This window comes from Streptomyces sp. NPDC015661 (assembly GCF_043077765.1).
Taxonomy (GTDB): Bacteria; Actinomycetota; Actinomycetes; order Streptomycetales; family Streptomycetaceae; genus Streptomyces.
The window spans coordinates 376,914-393,850 of record NZ_JBIBST010000008.1; the positions used below are offsets into that span (position 1 = coordinate 376,914).

Below are 16,937 nucleotides of genomic sequence, written 5' to 3' on the forward strand. Positions count from 1 at the left end.
CGGCTCCCCCGCCGCAAGGTCACACGGACGCCCGGCGCGGCCGGTTCGTTTCCCCGGGCGTCGCCCCGTAGCGACACGGCCGTTCACGGTCACGTAACACGCCCCACCCCTTCGTCACTGCGCCGAAACATCGAGCGGCATCGGCGGAAACCGCGCTGCGCGAATCTCTGGCCCATAACCGGCCACCCCTCAAGGCCGGACGCTCCCCGGCCCCGCCCCGCACGGCCGCATTCGACGACGAGGAGACGCCGATGGCACCAGCCATCACGACCCTGGCCGCAGACGCCCCCGAGCTGTCTGCCGCCAACACCGGGTTCATGCTCATCTGCTCCGCCCTGGTCATGCTGATGACCCCGGCGCTCGCCTTCTTCTACGGAGGCATGGTCCGCGTCAAGTCCACCCTCAACATGCTGATGATGAGCTTCATCAGCCTCGGGATCGTCACGATCCTCTGGGTGCTCTTCGGCTTCAGCCTCGCCTTCGGCACCGACTCCGGCTCGATCATCGGCTGGTCCTCCGACTACGTCGGCCTCAGCGGCATCGGCATCACCGAACTCTGGGACGGCTACACCATCCCGGTGTACGTCTTCGCCGTCTTCCAGCTGATGTTCGCGATCATCACCCCCGCGCTCATCAGCGGCGCCCTCGCCGACCGCGTCAAGTTCACCGCCTGGGCCCTCTTCATCACCCTCTGGGTCACGATCGTCTACTTCCCCGTCGCCCACTGGGTCTGGGGCGCCGGCGGCTGGCTCTTCGAGATGGGCGTCATCGACTTCGCCGGCGGCACCGCCGTCCACATCAACGCCGGTGCGGCGGCCCTCGGCGTCATCCTCGTCATCGGCAAGCGGGTCGGCTTCAAGAAGGACCCGATGCGCCCGCACAGCCTCCCGCTGGTCATGCTCGGCGCCGGTCTCCTCTGGTTCGGCTGGTTCGGCTTCAACGCCGGCTCCTGGCTCGGCAACGACGACGGCGTCGGCGCCGTGATGTTCGTCAACACCCAGGTCGCCACCGCCGCCGCCATGCTCGCCTGGCTCGCGTACGAGAAGCTCCGCCACGGCTCCTTCACCACCCTCGGCGCCGCCTCCGGCGCGGTCGCCGGCCTCGTCGCCATCACCCCCTCCGGCGGCTCCTGCTCCCCGCTCGGCGCCATCGCGATCGGCGCCATCGCCGGTCTGGCCTGCGCCATGGCCGTCGGCCTCAAGTACAAGTTCGGCTACGACGACTCCCTCGACGTCGTCGGCGTCCACCTCGTCGGCGGTGTCCTCGGCTCCCTCCTCGTCGGCCTCTTCGCCACCGGCGGCGTCCAGTCCGACGCCAAGGGCCTCTTCTACGGCGGCGGCCTGGATCAGCTCGGCAAGCAGGCCGTCGGCGTCTTCGCCGTCCTCGCCTACTCTCTGATCGCCTCCGCGGTCCTCGCCCTGATCATCGACAAGACGATGGGGATGCGGGTCAGCGAGGACGACGAGGTCTCCGGCATCGACCAGGTCGAGCACGCCGAGACCGCGTACGACTTCAGCGGAGCCGGCGGCGGCAGCACGGGACGCAGCACCTCCGTGGCCACGCCCGTCCTGAGCGAGAACAAGAAGGTGGACGCATGAAGCTCATCACCGCGGTCGTCAAGCCGCACCGGCTCGACGAGATCAAGGAGGCCCTCCAGGCGTTCGGCGTGCACGGTCTGACCGTCACCGAGGCCAGCGGCTACGGCCGCCAGCGCGGCCACACCGAGGTCTACCGGGGCGCCGAGTACACCGTCGACCTCGTCCCCAAGATCCGCATCGAGGTCCTCGTCGAGGACGAGGACGCCGAACAGCTCATCGACGTCGTCGTGAAGGCCGCCCGAACCGGCAAGATCGGAGACGGCAAGGTGTGGAGCGTGCCGGTCGAGACCGCCGTACGGGTCCGCACCGGCGAGCGCGGTCCGGACGCACTGTAAGCACACGAAGGAGCCGCCGGGTGACGAGCCTCGAAGTCAGCGAAGAGACCGAAGATTCGGGACCCGGCGGTTACGCGGCGGCCCGGCTGCTCCTCCTCCAGGAGAAGGAGCGGCCCGGGCCGCCGCGCCGTGCCGCCCTGGCCCGGCTCACCGACGACTGGCTGGCCGGCCTCTTCGCCGCCGCCGCACCGCCCCGCGGGACCGCCCTCGTCGCCGTCGGCGGCTACGGGCGCGCCGAACTCTCCCCGCGCAGCGACCTCGACCTCCTCCTGCTCCACGACGGCACCGCCGACAAGGCCGCCGTCGCCGCCCTCGCCGACCGGATCTGGTACCCCGTCTGGGACCTCGGCCTCGCCCTCGACCACTCCGTCCGCACCCCCGCCGAGGCCCGCGCCACCGCCGCCGACGACCTCAAGGTCCACCTCGGCCTCCTCGACGCCCGGCCCCTCGCCGGAGACGCCGGGCTCGTCGCCGCCCTGCGCACCACCGTCCTCGCCGACTGGCGCAACCAGGCCCCCCGGCGGCTCCCCGAACTCGACGCCCTCTGCCGCGAGCGCGCCGAACGCGCGGGGGAGCTGCAGTACCTCCTCGAACCCGACCTCAAGGAGGCCAGGGGCGGCCTCCGCGACGCCCAGGTGCTGCGCGCCGTCGCCGCCTCCTGGCTCGCCGACGCCCCCCGCGAGGGCCTCGACACCGCGCGCCGCCGCCTCCTCGACGCCCGCGACGCCCTCCACCTCGCCACCGGCCGCGCCACCGACCGGCTCGCCCTCCAGGAACAGGACGCCGTCGCCACCGAACTCGGCCTCCTCGACGCCGACACCCTGCTCCGCGAGGTGTACGAGGCCGCCCGGACCATCTCGTACGCCACCGACGTCACCTGGCGCGAGGTCAACCGCGTCCTCAAGGCCCGCTCCGCCCGTCCGGCCCGGCTCCGTACCCTCCTCAGCCGGAACGGCGGCACGAAACCGCCCGTCGAACGCACCCCGCTCGCCGAGGGCGTCGTCGAGATGGACGGCGAGGTCGTCCTCGCCCGCGGCGCCCGGCCCGAACGCGACCCCGTCCTGCCCCTGCGGGCCGCCGCCGCGGCCGCCCAGTCCGCCCTGCCGATCTCCCTGCACGCCGTGCGCCGCCTCGCGGCCGCCGCCAAGCCGCTGCCGGTGCCCTGGCCCGCCGAGGCCCGCGAGGAGCTCGTCACCCTCCTCGGCGCGGGCGAGGCCACCGTCCCCGTCTGGGAGGCCCTGGAGGCCGAAGGGCTCATCAGCCGGCTCCTGCCCGACTGGGAGCGCGTCCGCTGCCGGCCCCAGCGCAACCCCGTCCACACCTGGACCGTCGACCGGCACCTCGTCGAGACCGCCGTACGGGCCTCCTCGCTCACCCGCCGCGTCGGCCGCCCCGACCTCCTCCTCGTCGCCGCACTCCTCCACGACATCGGCAAGGGCTGGCCCGGCGACCACTCCGTCGCCGGCGAGACCATCGCCCGCGACCTCGCCGCCCGCATCGGCTTCGACCGCACCGACACGGCCGTCGTCGCCACCGTCGTCCGCCACCACCTGCTCCTCGTCGAGACCGCCACCCGGCGCGACCTCGACGACCCCGCCACCGTCCAGTCCGTCGCCACCGCCGTCGGCACCCTCGGCACCCTGGAGCTCCTGCACGCCCTCACCGAGGCCGACGCCCTCGCCACCGGCCCCGCCGCCTGGTCCTCCTGGCGCGCCTCGCTCGTCGCCGACCTGGTCAAACGGGTCGCCGGGGTCCTCGCGGGCGCACCCCTGCCCGATCCCGAGGCCGCCGCGCCCAGCGCCGAACAGGAACGGCTCGCGATCGAGGCCCTGCGCACCGGCGAACCCGTCCTCGCCCTCCACGCCCGCGACGAGGAGCCCCTCGACGCGGAGGAGCCCGAGCCCGTCGGCGTCGAGCTCCTCATCGCCCTGCCCGACCGGCCAGGAGTCCTCCCCGCCGTCGCCGGCGTCCTCGCCCTCCACCGGCTGACCGTCCGCGCCGCCGACCTCCGCGCCGTCGACCTCCCCAGCGGCCTCGGCTCCGGCTCCGTCCTCGTCCTCGACTGGCGGGTCGCCGCCGAGTACGGCTCCCTGCCCGAGGCCGCCCGGCTCCGCGCCGACCTCGTCCGCGCCCTGGACGGCTCCCTCGACATCCCCGCCCGGCTCGCCGAACGCGAGGCCGCCTACCCGCGCCGCCGGGGCCTCACCGCCCCGCCGCCCCGCGTGACCGTCGCCGCCGCAGACTCCCGGCTCGCCACCGTCATCGAGGTCCGCGCCCAGGACGCCCCCGGCCTGCTCCACCGCATCGGCCGCGCCCTGGAGGGCGCGGCGGTACGGGTCCGCAGCGCCCACGTCTCCACCCTGGGTGCCAACGCCGTCGACACCCTGTACGTGACCCGCCCGGACGGCTCCCTCCTCCCGGACGAGGAGGCGATCGACCTGGCCCGGACGCTGGAGGAGGCCCTGCGCTGAGTCCCGCCGGTCCAATTCGACCGGCAAGGTCGGTCGTGTCCCGGGGCCGGATACCCTGGGTGGCGACCATCCGCCCCGACCCGAGGATCGCGACCACCGTGTTCGATACGCTTTCCGACCGCCTCAGCGCGACTTTCAAGTCCCTCCGGGGCAAAGGCCGCCTCTCCGAGCAGGACATCGACAGTGCGGCCCGGGAAATCCGTATCGCCCTCCTCGAGGCCGATGTCGCCCTGCCGGTCGTCCGCGCGTTCATCAAGAACGTCAAGGAGAGGGCCCTCGGCGCCGAGGTCTCCAAGGCGCTGAACCCCTCGCAGCAGGTCATCAAGATCGTCAACGAGGAGCTCATCTCCATCCTCGGTGGCGAGACCCGCCGCCTCCGGTTCGCCAAGACCGCGCCGACCGTGATCATGCTCGCCGGTCTCCAGGGTGCCGGTAAGACCACCCTCGCCGGAAAGCTGGGCGTCTGGCTCAAGAGCCAGGGCCACTCGCCGCTGCTCGTCGCCTGTGACCTCCAGCGCCCCAACGCCGTCAACCAGCTCTCCGTCGTCGCCGACCGCGCGGGCGTGGCCTTCTACGGCCCGCAGCCGGGCAACGGCGTCGGTGACCCGGTCCAGGTCGCCAAGGACTCGATCGAGTACGCGCGGACCAAGCTGTACGACGTCGTCATCGTCGACACCGCCGGCCGCCTCGGCATCGACCAGGAGCTGATGCAGCAGGCCGCGGACATCCGCGACGCGGTCAGCCCCGACGAGGTCCTCTTCGTCGTCGACGCCATGATCGGTCAGGACGCGGTCAACACCGCCGAGGCCTTCCGCGACGGCGTCGGCTTCGACGGCGTCGTGCTCTCCAAGCTCGACGGCGACGCCCGTGGTGGTGCCGCGCTCTCCATCGCGCACGTCACCGGCAAGCAGATCATGTTCGCCTCCAACGGCGAGAAGCTGGACGACTTCGACGCGTTCCACCCGGACCGCATGGCGTCCCGCATCCTCGGCATGGGCGACATGCTCTCCCTCATCGAGAAGGCGCAGCAGACCTTCGACGAGGAAGAGGCCGCCAAGATGGCCTCGAAGCTCGCCTCGAAGAAGGGCGAGGGCTTCACGCTCGACGACTTCCTGGCCCAGATGGAGCAGGTCCGCAAGATGGGCTCCATCTCGAAGCTGCTCGGGATGCTGCCCGGCATGGGCCAGATGAAGGAGCAGATCGCCAACATCGACGAGCGCGATGTCGACCGTACGGCCGCCATCATCAAGTCGATGACCCCGGCCGAACGCCAGGACCCGACCATCATCAACGGCTCCCGGCGTGCCCGTATCGCCAAGGGCTCCGGCGTCGAGGTCAGCGCGGTCAAGGGCCTCGTCGAGCGGTTCTTCGAGGCCCGCAAGATGATGTCCCGCATGGCGCAGGGCGGCGGCATGCCGGGGATGCCCGGCATCCCGGGCATGGGCGGCGGCCCCGGCCGGCAGAAGAAGCAGGTCAAGCAGGCCAAGGGCAAGCGCAAGAGCGGCAACCCGATGAAGCGGAAGGCCGAGGAGCAGGCCGCGGCCGAGCGCCGCGAGCAGGCGCAGGCCGGCGGCGCCTTCGGTCTCCCCGCGGCGGGGCAGACCCCGAAGGACTTCGAGCTCCCGGACGAGTTCAAGAAGTTCATGGGCTGACGTCCGGCCGACGTCCATGAGAGAGGGGCCCGGAGCGGTGCGACCGCCTCCGGGCCCCTTTTCGTACGGTCAGCCCACCCGTAATGCCGGTATTGCCCGGTTCTTCGATACTGGGGCCACTGCCGCCCCGAGGAGAGCCACGTGGCCAACCCCGTACCCCCGCGCGACCGGACCGATCAGCCCTGGCGCTCGGAAGGGGCCCCGCCGCCCCCGTCGCCGAAGAGGAGGATGCCGGGAGGCTGGGGCAGCCTCATCCTCACCGCGCTCGTCGTGTACCTGATCGCCAACGTGGTGCTGTCGTTCTTCAACGAGGGCGACGGGCCGACGATCTCGTACACCGAGTTCGACAAGCAGGTCGCCGCCGGGAACGTCACCAAGATCTACTCCAAGGGCGACGCGATCCAGGGCCAGCTGAAGAACAAGCAGCCCGTTCCCGACGGCGACGGCGACTACACCAAGTTCCAGACCCAGCGGCCCGCCTTCGCCGACGACGACCTGTGGGCGCAGCTGACCAAGCAGAACGTCACGGTCACCGCCCAGCCCGTCGTCCAGGAGCGCAGCTTCCTCGCCAACCTCCTGATCTCGCTGGCGCCGATGCTGCTGCTCGTCGTGCTGTGGGTGTTCATCGCCCGCCGGATGAGCGCCGGCATGGGCGGCGCGGGTGGCATGCTCGGCCGCAAGCAGCCGCCGAAACCGGTCGAGCTGGAGGGCGGCAAGCGCACCACCTTCGAGGACGTCGCCGGCATCGACGAGGTCGAGGGCGAACTCAACGACGTCGTCGACTTCCTGAAGAACCCGCACGCCTACCGCGAGATGGGCGCCAAGATGCCCCGCGGCGTGCTCCTCGCGGGCCCTCCCGGCACCGGCAAGACCCTGCTCGCCCGGGCCGTCGCGGGGGAGGCGGGGGTGCCGTTCTTCTCGGCCTCCGCCTCCGAGTTCATCGAGATGATCGTGGGCGTGGGCGCCTCCCGGGTCCGCGAGCTGTTCGCCGAGGCCCGCAAGGTCGCCCCCGCGATCATCTTCATCGACGAGATCGACACCATCGGCCGGGCGCGCGGCGGCGGCTCCGGGATGGGCGGGCACGACGAGCGCGAGCAGACCCTCAACCAGATCCTCACCGAGATGGACGGCTTCACGGGCTCCGAGGGGGTCATCGTCCTCGCCGCCACCAACCGCGCCGACGTCCTCGACCCGGCCCTCACCCGGCCGGGCCGCTTCGACCGCATCGTCCACGTCAACCCGCCCGACCGGGGCGGCCGCGAGGCCATCCTGAAGATCCACACCCGGGAGATCCCGCTCGCCCCGGAGGTCGACCTGGAGCACGTGGCCCGGACCACCCCCGGCATGACCGGCGCCGAACTCGCCAACCTCGCCAACGAGGCCGCCCTCCTCGCGGTCAAACGCCAGCAGCGGGCCGTCACCCAGTCCGATCTGTCCGACGCCCTGGAGAAGGTCCAGCTCGGCGCGGAACGGCCGCTGGTGATGCCCCTGGAGGAGCGGCGCCGGACCGCGTACCACGAGAGCGGCCACGCCCTGCTCGGCATGCTCCAGCCGGGCGCCGACCCGGTCCGCAAGATCACCATCGTGCCGCGCGGCCGGGCCCTCGGCGTCACCCTGTCGACCCCCGACGCCGACAAGTACGCCTACACCGAGGACTATCTGCGCGGCCGGATCATCGGCGCCCTCGGCGGGATGGCGGCCGAGCAGGTCGTCTTCGGCGTCATCACCACCGGCGCCGAGAGCGACCTCGAACAGGTCACCAACATCGCCCGGGGCATGGCGGGCCGCTGGGGCATGAGCGAGCGCGTCGGCCGCCTCACCGCCATCCCGAGCGACGCCCAGCAGGCCTACGGGCTCTCGGCAGCCCCAGCGACCCTCGACACCGTCGACGAGGAGATGCGGCGCATCGTCGACGAGTGCTACGAGAGCGCGGTACGGCAGCTCCGCGAGCACCGCGACCAGCTGGACGCCCTGGCCGAGGCCCTCCTCGCCAACGAGACCCTGGAGGAGGCCGCGGCCTACCGCGCGGCGGGCATCACGCGCCTGAAGAAGGAGTCCTGAGGGGGCTCACGGCACCCGGGAGGCACGGGCCCCGAGGAGTCACGGCGCCCGGGGGACGGGCGTCCGAGGGGGTTCGCGGCGCCCGGTGGCGCGGGCTCCCGTGGGGTCACGGCGCCCGGAGGCACGCACTCCCCGGCGATTACCGCACCCGGGCGACCACGTACCGGAAGACGTTCGGCATCCACACCGTCCCGTCCGGGCGGACGTACGGGGCGAGCGCCTCCTCGATCTCCTTCTCCACCTGCGCGGGCTCCGTCGCCCGGACCGCCTCGTCGAAGACGCCCGTCGACAGCAGCCCGCGCACCGCGCTGGCCTCGTCCGCGTACCCGAAGGGGCAGGCCACCCGGCCCGAGCCGGCCGGCCGCAGCCCCGCCCCGGCCACCAGCGCGTCCAGGTCGGGACCCGGCGCGTGCCCACGCTCCGCGAGCCGGGCGGCGACCCGCAGCACCGGCTCCGTGGCGCACCGCTCCGGCGGCCCCCAGCCGGCGAGCACGACCGCCGTGCCCGGTTGGGCCGTACGGGTGAGAGCACGGAGCTCGGGCAGGATCCCGCCCGTCGCGTGGAAGGCCGTGATCACGTCGTACGGGAGGTCCTCCGGGGGCTCCTCGGTGACGGTGACGCCCTCCGGCAACCGCTCCCTGGCCAGCTCCACGCGCGCGTGGTCCCGGTCCGCGCCGGCCACCCGCGCGCCCCGCGCCGCGGCCATCAGGAGGGCCAGGCCCGAGCCGCAGCCCAGGCCGAGCAGCCGGGAGCCCGTGCCCACGCCCAGACGGTCGTACACCGCCTCGTAGAGCGGGACCAGCATGCGTTCCTGGATCTCGGCCCAGTCACGCGCGGGGTGGTGCGGGACGAGCGTAGGTGTCATGGAAAAGCGCCCCAATCCGTGCTCGGACGACAGCCCCCCGTAGTCAGGGAACTGCGCTTCCCCGGCCGCGTCCAGTGCTCGTGCCGGACCGATTCACCCGGGGGAGGGGCGGTGCGCCGCCTTGCGCGCGGACCCGGTAATGTCCTCGCAACAGTTCCCCGGGCCGCTCCGGCCCCCCGGGGGCGCGCGCACCGCGGCCACGCGCCGGGGCGTATGCGCTACTACGCACCGGCTTGGCGATCTCTGCGTGACTTCTCCGCAGATCGGGGCTCTGGCCCGCGTCGGGACACATCAACGGAAACTGACGGGTACGTGCAAAATATTTGGGATGCCCCGGAATGGAACCCGGGGGCACTTCGGCTCGTTGTACGCGACGTGAGCACGACACCCCCTGTTCTCGCCGCAGAGCTGGCACAGGCGTGGGCCGACATTCAGCGGCACCACCCCGAGCTGCCCGATCTTGCCGCGCCCGAGTCCCTGATCGGAGAGTCCTCGTCCGCCTGTGGCGCCGAGCTCTCCTTCGAGCGACTGCTCCACGAGGCAGTCCACGGCATCGCCGCCGCCCGAGGTGTCCGCGACACCTCCCGCGCCGGCCGCTACCACAACCGCAGATTCCTCGCGATCGCCGAGGAGATGGGCCTCGACCATCCCGAGGAGCCGCACGCCAGCAGCGGCTTCTCCCTGGTCACGCTCAACCCCGAGGCCAGGCGCCGGTACCGGCCCACCATCGAGCGGCTCCAGCGCGCCCTCAAGGCGCACACGGTCGCCACGGCCGCCGACACCAAGCGCTCCTTCCGCGGACCGGCCGCCCGGCACGGCTCCTCGGGCGGCGGCGTGCGCGTCAAGGCCGTCTGCGACTGCGGACGGAACGTGCGCGTGGTGCCGTCCGTGCTCGCCCAGGCCCCGATCGTCTGCGGCGGCTGCGGCAAGCCCTTCCGCATCCCCGAGACAGTGGGCGCCGCCAACTGAGTCGGCGGGGTGTGGCACAATGGCTAGCTGTACTCGACAGTCGCACAGGACCCCTCTCTCCTCCGGCTGACGCGTCCATCGGGCATCCGAGTACCGCAACCCCACGTGGCATCTCAAGTGCCCAACCATGTCAAGACCAGGAGACACCACTCCAGTGGCAGTCAAGATCAAGCTCAAGCGCCTCGGCAAGATCCGCCAGCCGCACTACCGCATCGTCGTCGCCGACTCGCGCACCCGTCGTGACGGTCGCGCGATCGAGGAGATCGGCCTCTACCACCCGACGTACAACCCGTCGCGTATCGAGGTCGACTCCGAGCGTGCGCAGTACTGGCTGTCCGTCGGCGCCCAGCCGACCGAGCCGGTTCTCGCCATCCTGAAGCTCACCGGCGACTGGCAGAAGCACAAGGGTCTGCCGGCCCCCGAGAAGGCTCTGCTCGTCCCCGCCACGAAGGAGGCGAAGCGCGCCTCGTTCGACGAGTTCGCGAAGACCCTCGAGGGCGGCGACGACAAGGGTGAGGCCATCACCCCGAAGGCCAAGAAGGCCGACAAGAAGGCGGACGAGGCCGAGGCCGCGTCCACCGAGTCGACCGAGGCCTGATCATGCTCGAGGAGGCTCTCGAGCACCTCGTGAAGGGCATCGTCGACAACCCCGACGAGGTGCAGGTCGCCTCGCGCAACCTGCGCCGGGGCCGCGTGCTGGAGGTCCGGGTCCACCCCGACGACCTCGGCAAGGTGATCGGCCGCAACGGCCGCACCGCGCGTGCGCTGCGCACCGTCGTGGGCGCCATCGGCGGCCGGGGGATCCGCGTCGACCTCGTCGACGTGGACCAGGTCCGCTGAGCAGGTCGGCAGCATCACCTTAAGTTGTGCCGGCACGGGCCGGGGAGGGCTGAAGAGCCCACCCCGGCCCGTTGTCGTACGTACGAGCTGTGTGACAGGAGAGTGTGGAGCAGTGCAGTTGGTAGTCGCGCGGGTCGGCCGCGCCCACGGCATCAAGGGCGAGGTCACCGTCGAGGTGCGGACGGACGAGCCCGAGCTCAGGCTCGGCCCCGGTGCCGTACTGCGCACCGACCCGGCCTCCGCCGGGCCGCTGACCATCGAGAGCGGCCGCGTCCACAGCGGCCGGCTGTTGCTGCGCTTCGAGGGCGTCCGCGACCGCACCGCCGCCGAGGCCCTGCGCAACATCCTCCTCATCGCCGAGGTCGACCCCACGGAGCTGCCCGAGGAGGAGGACGAGTACTACGACCACCAGCTGATCGACCTGGACGTCGTCCTCGCCGACGGCACCGAGATCGGCCGGATCACCGAGATCTCCCACCTGCCGTCCCAGGACCTCTTCATCGTCGAGCGCCCCGACGGCACCGAGCTGATGATCCCCTTCGTCGAGTCGATCGTCACCGAGATCGACCTGGAGGAGCAGCGGGCCGTGATCGACCCGCCGCCCGGCCTGATCGACGACCGCGCCGAGATCGTCTCCTCCCGGGACGACGGCGAGGCTTCCGGCGACGAGTCCGGCGAGGAGTCGGCATGAGGCTCGACGTCGTCACGATCTTCCCCGAGTACCTCGAACCGCTGAACGTCTCGCTCGTCGGCAAGGCACGCGCGCGCGGACAGCTGGACGTCCACGTCCACCACCTGCGCGACTGGACGTACGACCGGCACAACACGGTCGACGACACCCCCTACGGCGGCGGCCCCGGCATGGTCATGAAGACCGAGCCCTGGGGCGACGCGCTCGACCAGACGCTCGCCGACGGCTACGAGGCCGGCGCGCACGGCCCGGTCCTCGTCGTCCCGACCCCCAGCGGCCGCCCCTTCACCCAGGAGCTCGCCGTCGAGCTCTCCGAGCGGCCCTGGCTGATCTTCACGCCCGCCCGCTACGAGGGCATCGACCGGCGGGTCATGGACGAGTACGCGACCCGGATGCCGGTCTACGAGGTCTCCATCGGCGACTACGTCCTCGCCGGCGGCGAAGCGGCCGTCCTCGTCGTCACCGAGGCCGTCGCCCGCCTGCTGCCCGGTGTCCTCGGCAACGCCGAGTCCCACCGGGACGACTCCTTCGCCCCCGGCGCCATGGCCAACCTCCTGGAAGGCCCCGTCTACACCAAGCCCCCCGAGTGGCGCGGCCGGGGCATCCCCGACGTCCTCCTCAGCGGGCACCACGGAAAGATCGCCCGCTGGCGGCGCGACGAGGCCTTCCGCCGTACGGTCGCCAACCGGCCCGACCTCATCGAGCGCTGCGATCCGTCCGCCTTCGACAAGAAGGACCGCGAGATCCTCTCCATGCTGGGGTGGGCGCCCGAGCCCGGCGGCCGATTTTGGCGCAGGGTCGAGGGCGTGGAAGAATAGGCCGCTGTCGTCCGTCCGGCGCGCGCCCCTGCCACAGGGGGAACGACGCCGCCAGTAACGGACGACGCTCCGAATCATTCGAACGTACCGCTGATGACCTGTGGCATCAGCGAGGAAAGAGACCTCCATGGCCTCCCTGCTCGACCAGGTCAACGCGGGTTCGCTCCGCTCCGACCTCCCCGCCTTCCGTCCGGGCGACACCGTCAACGTGCACGTCCGCGTCATCGAGGGCAACCGCTCCCGTATCCAGCAGTTCAAGGGCGTCGTCATCCGCCGCCAGGGTTCGGGCGTCAGCGAGACCTTCACGGTCCGCAAGGTCTCGTTCTCCGTCGGCGTCGAGCGCACCTTCCCGGTGAACAGCCCGATCTTCGAGAAGATCGAGCTCGTGACCCGCGGTGACGTCCGTCGCGCCAAGCTCTACTACCTGCGTGAGCTGCGCGGCAAGGCTGCCAAGATCAAGGAGAAGCGCGACCGCTGAGCCTCGGCTCCCGGCACGCTCACCGCTTCCGACTCCTCGCACAGACAGGCCGGATAGGCTCTGCCAGCGATGGACACCGAAGCACAGCACACGGAGCGCGACCCCTCTTCCGACACGGATTCGTCCGGTACGGAGGAAGGGTCGCGCTCCGCGCGCGTTCCCGGCGACTCCGGCGGCGCCTCCGACGATTCCGGGCGCGCCCCCTCCTGGCGGCGCACCGCCCTCGTGGGCGGCGCCTGCGTGGCCTTCCTGCTGCTCCTGAGTCACTTCGTGATCCAGCCGTTCCTGATCCCCAGCGGCTCCATGGAGCCGACGCTCCAGGTCGGCGACCGGATCCTCGTGAACAAGCTGGCGTACCGTTTCGGCAGCGAGCCCGCCCGCGGTGACGTCGTCGTCTTCGACGGCACCGGTTCCTTCGTACGGGAACAGCCGCGGGGCAATCCTGTCACCGGGCTCCTGCACGACGGGGCGGCCGCCCTCGGGCTCGCCGAACCCGACGAGACCGACTTCGTGAAGCGGGTCGTCGGCGTCGGCGGCGACCGGGTCGTCTGCTGCGACAAGGACGGCCGGCTCACCGTCAACGGCGTCCCCGTCGAGGAGCGGTACGTGATGTTCGGCGACCGGCCCTCCAGCGTGCCCTTCGACATCGTCGTCCCGCAGGACCGGCTCTGGGTCATGGGCGACCACCGCAGCCAGTCCAGCGACTCCCGGGACCACCTGGGCAACCCCGGCGGCGGCATGGTCCCCGTCGACAAGGTCGTCGGCCGCGCCGACTGGATCGCCTGGCCCTTCGGCCGCTGGTCCACCGTGCCCGGCACCGACGCCTTCGGCGCCGTACCGGCCGCGCCGGCCGGCGGGCACGGGGTGGGACCCCATGGGTAGCCGGGGCCGCGGTCGCTCCTCCGCCGGGACCGAACAGGGCCCCGCCGCGCTGCCCGGACGGGCCGAGCGCCGCAAGCTGGCCCGCAAGGTCAAGCGGCGCCGGCAGCGCTCCGCGATCAGGGAGATCCCGGTCCTGATCACCGTGGCCGTGTTGATCGCGCTCGTCCTCAAGACCTTCCTCGTCCAGGCCTTCGTCATCCCCTCCGGGTCCATGGAGCAGACGATCCGCATCGACGACCGGGTCCTCGTCGACAAGCTCACGCCCTGGTTCGGCTCCCACCCGCAGCGCGGCGACGTCGTCGTCTTCAAGGACCCCGGCAGCTGGCTCCAGCAGGAGGCCGAGCCGCCCGCCGACGACCCGATCGGCATCAAGCAGGCCAAGCAGGCCCTGACCTTCATCGGGCTGCTGCCCTCGGCCGACGACCGGGACCTCATCAAGCGGGTGATCGCCGTCGGCGGCGACACCGTCCGCTGCTGCGGCACGGACGGGCGGATCAGCGTCAACGGCGTCCCGCTGGACGAGCCGTACCTGCATCCCGGGAACCCGCCGTCCAAGATCCCCTTCGAGGTGAAGGTCCCGCAGGGCCGCATCTTCGTCCTCGGCGACCACCGCTCCGACTCGGCCGACTCCCGCTTCCACCTCGACGAGGAGGGCCACGGCACCGTCTCCGAGGAGCAGGTCGTCGGGCGCGCCGTGGTGATCGCCTGGCCCTTCGGGCACTGGCGCGGCCTGGAGGAGCGGGAGACCTTCTCCGCCGTACCGGACGCACGTGCGAGTTCCGGGACCGCATCCGATCTGTCGCATAGTGTGTCCCAGCGGAATCTGAACGGATTGCCCGGGCTCCCGACCCCTGCGGAACTTCTGCTCGTTATGGGAGTGGTGGGCCTGTCCCTGACCCGGGGCGGGCGTTCGCACGGACTGAGGAGTGGATGTGGGGGATTTGGCCGTCGGCGCACGATCCGGACACGATGAGCCCGAGAAGAGGGCCGACGGGGCCTTCGGCGATGACACGACGGGTGGCGGCGACGTGACGGGTGACGAGCAGGCGCAGCCGCCTGGCGGCGGTACGCCGGGCGACGGCGACGACGAAGCGGCGGGCGGGTCCGGCAAGGGCCCGAAGAAGCAGCGTTCCTTCTGGAAGGAACTGCCCCTCCTCGTCGGCATCGCGCTGGTGCTCGCCCTGCTGATCAAGACCTTCCTGGTGCAGGCGTTCTCGATCCCCTCGGAATCGATGATGAACACCCTCCAGAAGGGTGACCGCGTCCTCGTCGACAAGCTGACCCCCTGGTTCGGCTCGGAGCCCGAGCGCGGCGAGGTCGTCGTCTTCCACGACCCGGGCGGCTGGCTGGAGGGCCAGGAGGCCCCCAAGCCGAACGTCGTGCAGAAGTTCCTCAGCTTCATCGGCCTCATGCCGTCCGCAGAGGAGAAGGACCTCATCAAGCGCGTCATCGCGGTCGGCGGCGACACCGTCTCCTGCAAGGAGGGCGGCAAGGTCGTCCTCAACGGCGTGGCGCTCGACGAGAGCGCGTACCTCGCCCCCGGCGCGGTGCCCTGCCAGGACTCCTTCGGCCCGATCAAGGTCCCCGAGGGCCGGATCTGGGTCATGGGCGACAACCGGCAGAACTCCCTGGACTCCCGCTTCCACCAGCAGCTCCCGGGCGGCGGCACCGTCTCCAACGACGAGGTCGTGGGCCGCGCCGTCGTGATCGCCTGGCCGGTCACCCGCTGGGCCACGCTCCCCGTGCCCGACGTCTTCGACCAGCCGGCCCTCAACAAGGCACTCGGCGCGGCCCCCCTCGGGGCGGCCGGTCTCGCGGGGGCGCTCCCGCTCGTGCTGTGGCGCCGGAAGAAGCAGGCCGCACGGCATACCGCCGAGTAGCGACCCGCGGGTAGGGTGCCGTCCCGGACCGTCGACAGGGCTACGGTCCGCCGACAGACCTACGGGGTGCGCACATGAGCGGAACCATACGGACCAAGGGCGGCCGCGGCCGCCTCGGCAGCGTGCTGTCGGGGCTGGCCGTGGCCGTCGGCTGTGTGCTCTTCCTCGGCGGATTCGTCTGGGGAGCCGTGCTCTACCAGCCGTACACCGTCCCCACCGACTCCATGACCCCCACCCTCGACGTCGGGTCCAAGATCCTCGCCCAGCGGATCGACGGCGACGAGGTGCGGCGCGGTGACGTCGTCGTCTTCACCGATCCCCTCTGGGGCTCCTCGCCCATGGTCAAGCGGGTCGCCGCCGTCGGCGGCGACACCGTCGCCTGCTGCGACCGGGACGGGCGGCTCACCGTGAACGGCAAGCCCGTCGACGAGCCGTACCTGCGTCCCGGCCCCGGCGGCCGTACGGTGGCCTCGGGCCAGGAGTTCTCGGTGACCGTCCCCCGGGACAACCTCTTCCTGCTCGGCGACGACCGGCACACCTCCCTCGACTCCCGTACGCACATGGAGGAGGCCGGACAGGGCACCGTGCCCCGCTCCACGGTCGTCGGCAGGGTGGACGCCGTCGTCTGGCCCGCCAAGGGCCGCCTGGAGCCCGCCGAGGGCTTCGCCGGTCTCCCCGGCGGCATCTCGCGACCGGGCCCGTTCAAGGCGCTCCTCACGGCGATCACGGCCGGCACCGCGCTGATCCTCGTGGGAGCCGCGTACGGTCCGGTGGCCGACCGCCTGGGCCGGGGCCGGTCCGAGCGGCCGAAGCCGGGCGCGAGGGAGAAGGTGGGGGCATGACGGACACGGGGAGTGCCGGGGCAGCCCCGGGACCGGCGGGGCCCGAGCCGGCGTCCGCGCCGCGGCGGGTCGCGCGGATCGTGCTGCTCGACCCCGAGGACCGCATCCTGCTCATGCACGGCCACGAGCCCGACGACCCGGACGACAGCTGGTGGTTCACCCCCGGCGGCGGCCTGGAGGGCGACGAGTCCCGGGAGGAGGCGGCCCTGCGCGAACTCGCGGAGGAGACCGGCATCACCGAGGTCGACCTCGGCCCGGTGCTCTGGAAGCGGTACTGCTCGTTCCCCTTCGACGGGCGCCGCTGGGACCAGGACGAGTGGTACTACCTGGCCCGCACCCGCGGAACGGAGGCCGCGCCCGGCCCGCAGGCCCTCACGGAACTGGAGACCCGCAGTCTCGCGGGCCTGAGATGGTGGACCTCCGCCGAACTGTCGGCGGCCCGTGAGACGGTGTACCCGACCAGACTCGCCGAGCTGCTGCGCACGCTGCTCGACGAGGGACCTCCGAGTGCACCGGTGGTTCTCGCCCCGGAAATCGTTTAGGGACGCGTACGAC

Annotated in this window: 17 protein-coding genes; 16 read left to right on the top strand and 1 reads right to left on the bottom strand. The window is 71.9% G+C overall.

From position 1 onward, the window contains the following. Positions 1-251 precede the first annotated feature (251 nt). The 5 genes from ACF07V_RS23675 (at position 252) to ftsH (ending at position 8,117) form a co-directional block, all read left to right on the top strand. Positions 252-1,598 carry an ammonium transporter gene (locus ACF07V_RS23675; RefSeq protein WP_392156886.1) on the top strand — a complete coding sequence of 449 codons (1,347 nt, stop codon included), beginning with the start codon at positions 252-254 and terminating at the stop codon, positions 1,596-1,598. Next, positions 1,595-1,933 carry a P-II family nitrogen regulator gene (locus ACF07V_RS23680; RefSeq protein WP_015036464.1) on the top strand — a complete coding sequence of 113 codons (339 nt, stop codon included), beginning with the start codon at positions 1,595-1,597 and terminating at the stop codon, positions 1,931-1,933. Before ACF07V_RS23675 ends, ACF07V_RS23680 begins: the two co-directional genes overlap by 4 nt. Before the next feature lie 20 nt (positions 1,934-1,953). Further along, positions 1,954-4,404 (top strand): [protein-PII] uridylyltransferase, encoded by a 2,451-nt coding sequence (locus tag ACF07V_RS23685; protein WP_392156888.1) that lies wholly within the window; start codon positions 1,954-1,956, stop codon positions 4,402-4,404. A gap of 98 nt (positions 4,405-4,502) precedes the next feature. Beyond that, the gene (ffh, locus tag ACF07V_RS23690; protein WP_392156890.1) at positions 4,503-6,056 is read left to right on the top strand and encodes a signal recognition particle protein; all 1,554 of its coding nucleotides are present in this window, start codon (positions 4,503-4,505) and stop codon (positions 6,054-6,056) included. Positions 6,057-6,197: 141 nt separating this feature from the next. Further along, positions 6,198-8,117, top strand: a complete 1,920-nt coding sequence (ftsH, locus tag ACF07V_RS23695) for an ATP-dependent zinc metalloprotease FtsH (protein WP_392156892.1) — start codon at positions 6,198-6,200, stop codon at positions 8,115-8,117. 139 nt (positions 8,118-8,256) lie between these two features. On the opposite strand, the gene ACF07V_RS23700 is transcribed toward ftsH, so the two are convergent. Continuing rightward, entirely contained in the window at positions 8,257-8,982 is a 726-nt protein-coding gene (locus ACF07V_RS23700; RefSeq protein ID WP_392156894.1) for a methyltransferase domain-containing protein, read from the bottom strand. 375 nt (positions 8,983-9,357) lie between these two features. On the opposite strand from ACF07V_RS23700, the gene ACF07V_RS23705 reads away from it, so the two are divergent. The 11 genes from ACF07V_RS23705 to ACF07V_RS23755 all read left to right on the top strand — a co-directional run bounded on the left by ACF07V_RS23705 (position 9,358) and on the right by ACF07V_RS23755 (position 16,924). After that, the gene (locus ACF07V_RS23705; RefSeq protein WP_030690647.1) at positions 9,358-9,951 is read left to right on the top strand and encodes a hypothetical protein; all 594 of its coding nucleotides are present in this window, start codon (positions 9,358-9,360) and stop codon (positions 9,949-9,951) included. Between the two features lie 154 nt (positions 9,952-10,105). Next, positions 10,106-10,549 carry a 30S ribosomal protein S16 gene (rpsP, locus tag ACF07V_RS23710; RefSeq protein ID WP_015036470.1) on the top strand — a complete coding sequence of 148 codons (444 nt, stop codon included), beginning with the start codon at positions 10,106-10,108 and terminating at the stop codon, positions 10,547-10,549. 2 nt (positions 10,550-10,551) lie between these two features. Beyond that, a complete protein-coding gene (locus ACF07V_RS23715) occupies positions 10,552-10,791 on the top strand; it encodes an RNA-binding protein (RefSeq protein ID WP_020868149.1) in 240 nt (79 codons plus the stop codon). Positions 10,792-10,903: 112 nt separating this feature from the next. Next, positions 10,904-11,482, top strand: a complete 579-nt coding sequence (gene rimM / locus ACF07V_RS23720; protein WP_392156897.1) for a ribosome maturation factor RimM — start codon at positions 10,904-10,906, stop codon at positions 11,480-11,482. Further along, entirely contained in the window at positions 11,479-12,300 is an 822-nt protein-coding gene (trmD, locus tag ACF07V_RS23725; RefSeq protein WP_041131460.1) for a tRNA (guanosine(37)-N1)-methyltransferase TrmD, read from the top strand. Before rimM ends, trmD begins: the two co-directional genes overlap by 4 nt. Before the next feature lie 127 nt (positions 12,301-12,427). Next, the gene (gene rplS, locus ACF07V_RS23730; protein ID WP_015036473.1) at positions 12,428-12,778 is read left to right on the top strand and encodes a 50S ribosomal protein L19; all 351 of its coding nucleotides are present in this window, start codon (positions 12,428-12,430) and stop codon (positions 12,776-12,778) included. Positions 12,779-12,847: 69 nt separating this feature from the next. Next, entirely contained in the window at positions 12,848-13,660 is an 813-nt protein-coding gene (gene lepB, locus ACF07V_RS23735) for a signal peptidase I (protein ID WP_392156900.1), read from the top strand. Then, the gene (lepB, locus tag ACF07V_RS23740; protein ID WP_392156902.1) at positions 13,653-14,633 is read left to right on the top strand and encodes a signal peptidase I; all 981 of its coding nucleotides are present in this window, start codon (positions 13,653-13,655) and stop codon (positions 14,631-14,633) included. Before lepB (ACF07V_RS23735) ends, lepB (ACF07V_RS23740) begins: the two co-directional genes overlap by 8 nt. Beyond that, positions 14,602-15,540, top strand: a complete 939-nt coding sequence (gene lepB / locus ACF07V_RS23745; RefSeq protein WP_392157065.1) for a signal peptidase I — start codon at positions 14,602-14,604, stop codon at positions 15,538-15,540. Before lepB (ACF07V_RS23740) ends, lepB (ACF07V_RS23745) begins: the two co-directional genes overlap by 32 nt. 74 nt (positions 15,541-15,614) lie before the next feature. Continuing rightward, positions 15,615-16,382 carry a signal peptidase I gene (gene lepB / locus ACF07V_RS23750; protein ID WP_392156904.1) on the top strand — a complete coding sequence of 256 codons (768 nt, stop codon included), beginning with the start codon at positions 15,615-15,617 and terminating at the stop codon, positions 16,380-16,382. Beyond that, positions 16,379-16,924 (top strand): NUDIX hydrolase, encoded by a 546-nt coding sequence (locus tag ACF07V_RS23755; protein ID WP_392156906.1) that lies wholly within the window; start codon positions 16,379-16,381, stop codon positions 16,922-16,924. The genes lepB (ACF07V_RS23750) and ACF07V_RS23755 overlap by 4 nt, the downstream gene beginning before the upstream one ends. Positions 16,925-16,937 lie beyond the last annotated feature (13 nt).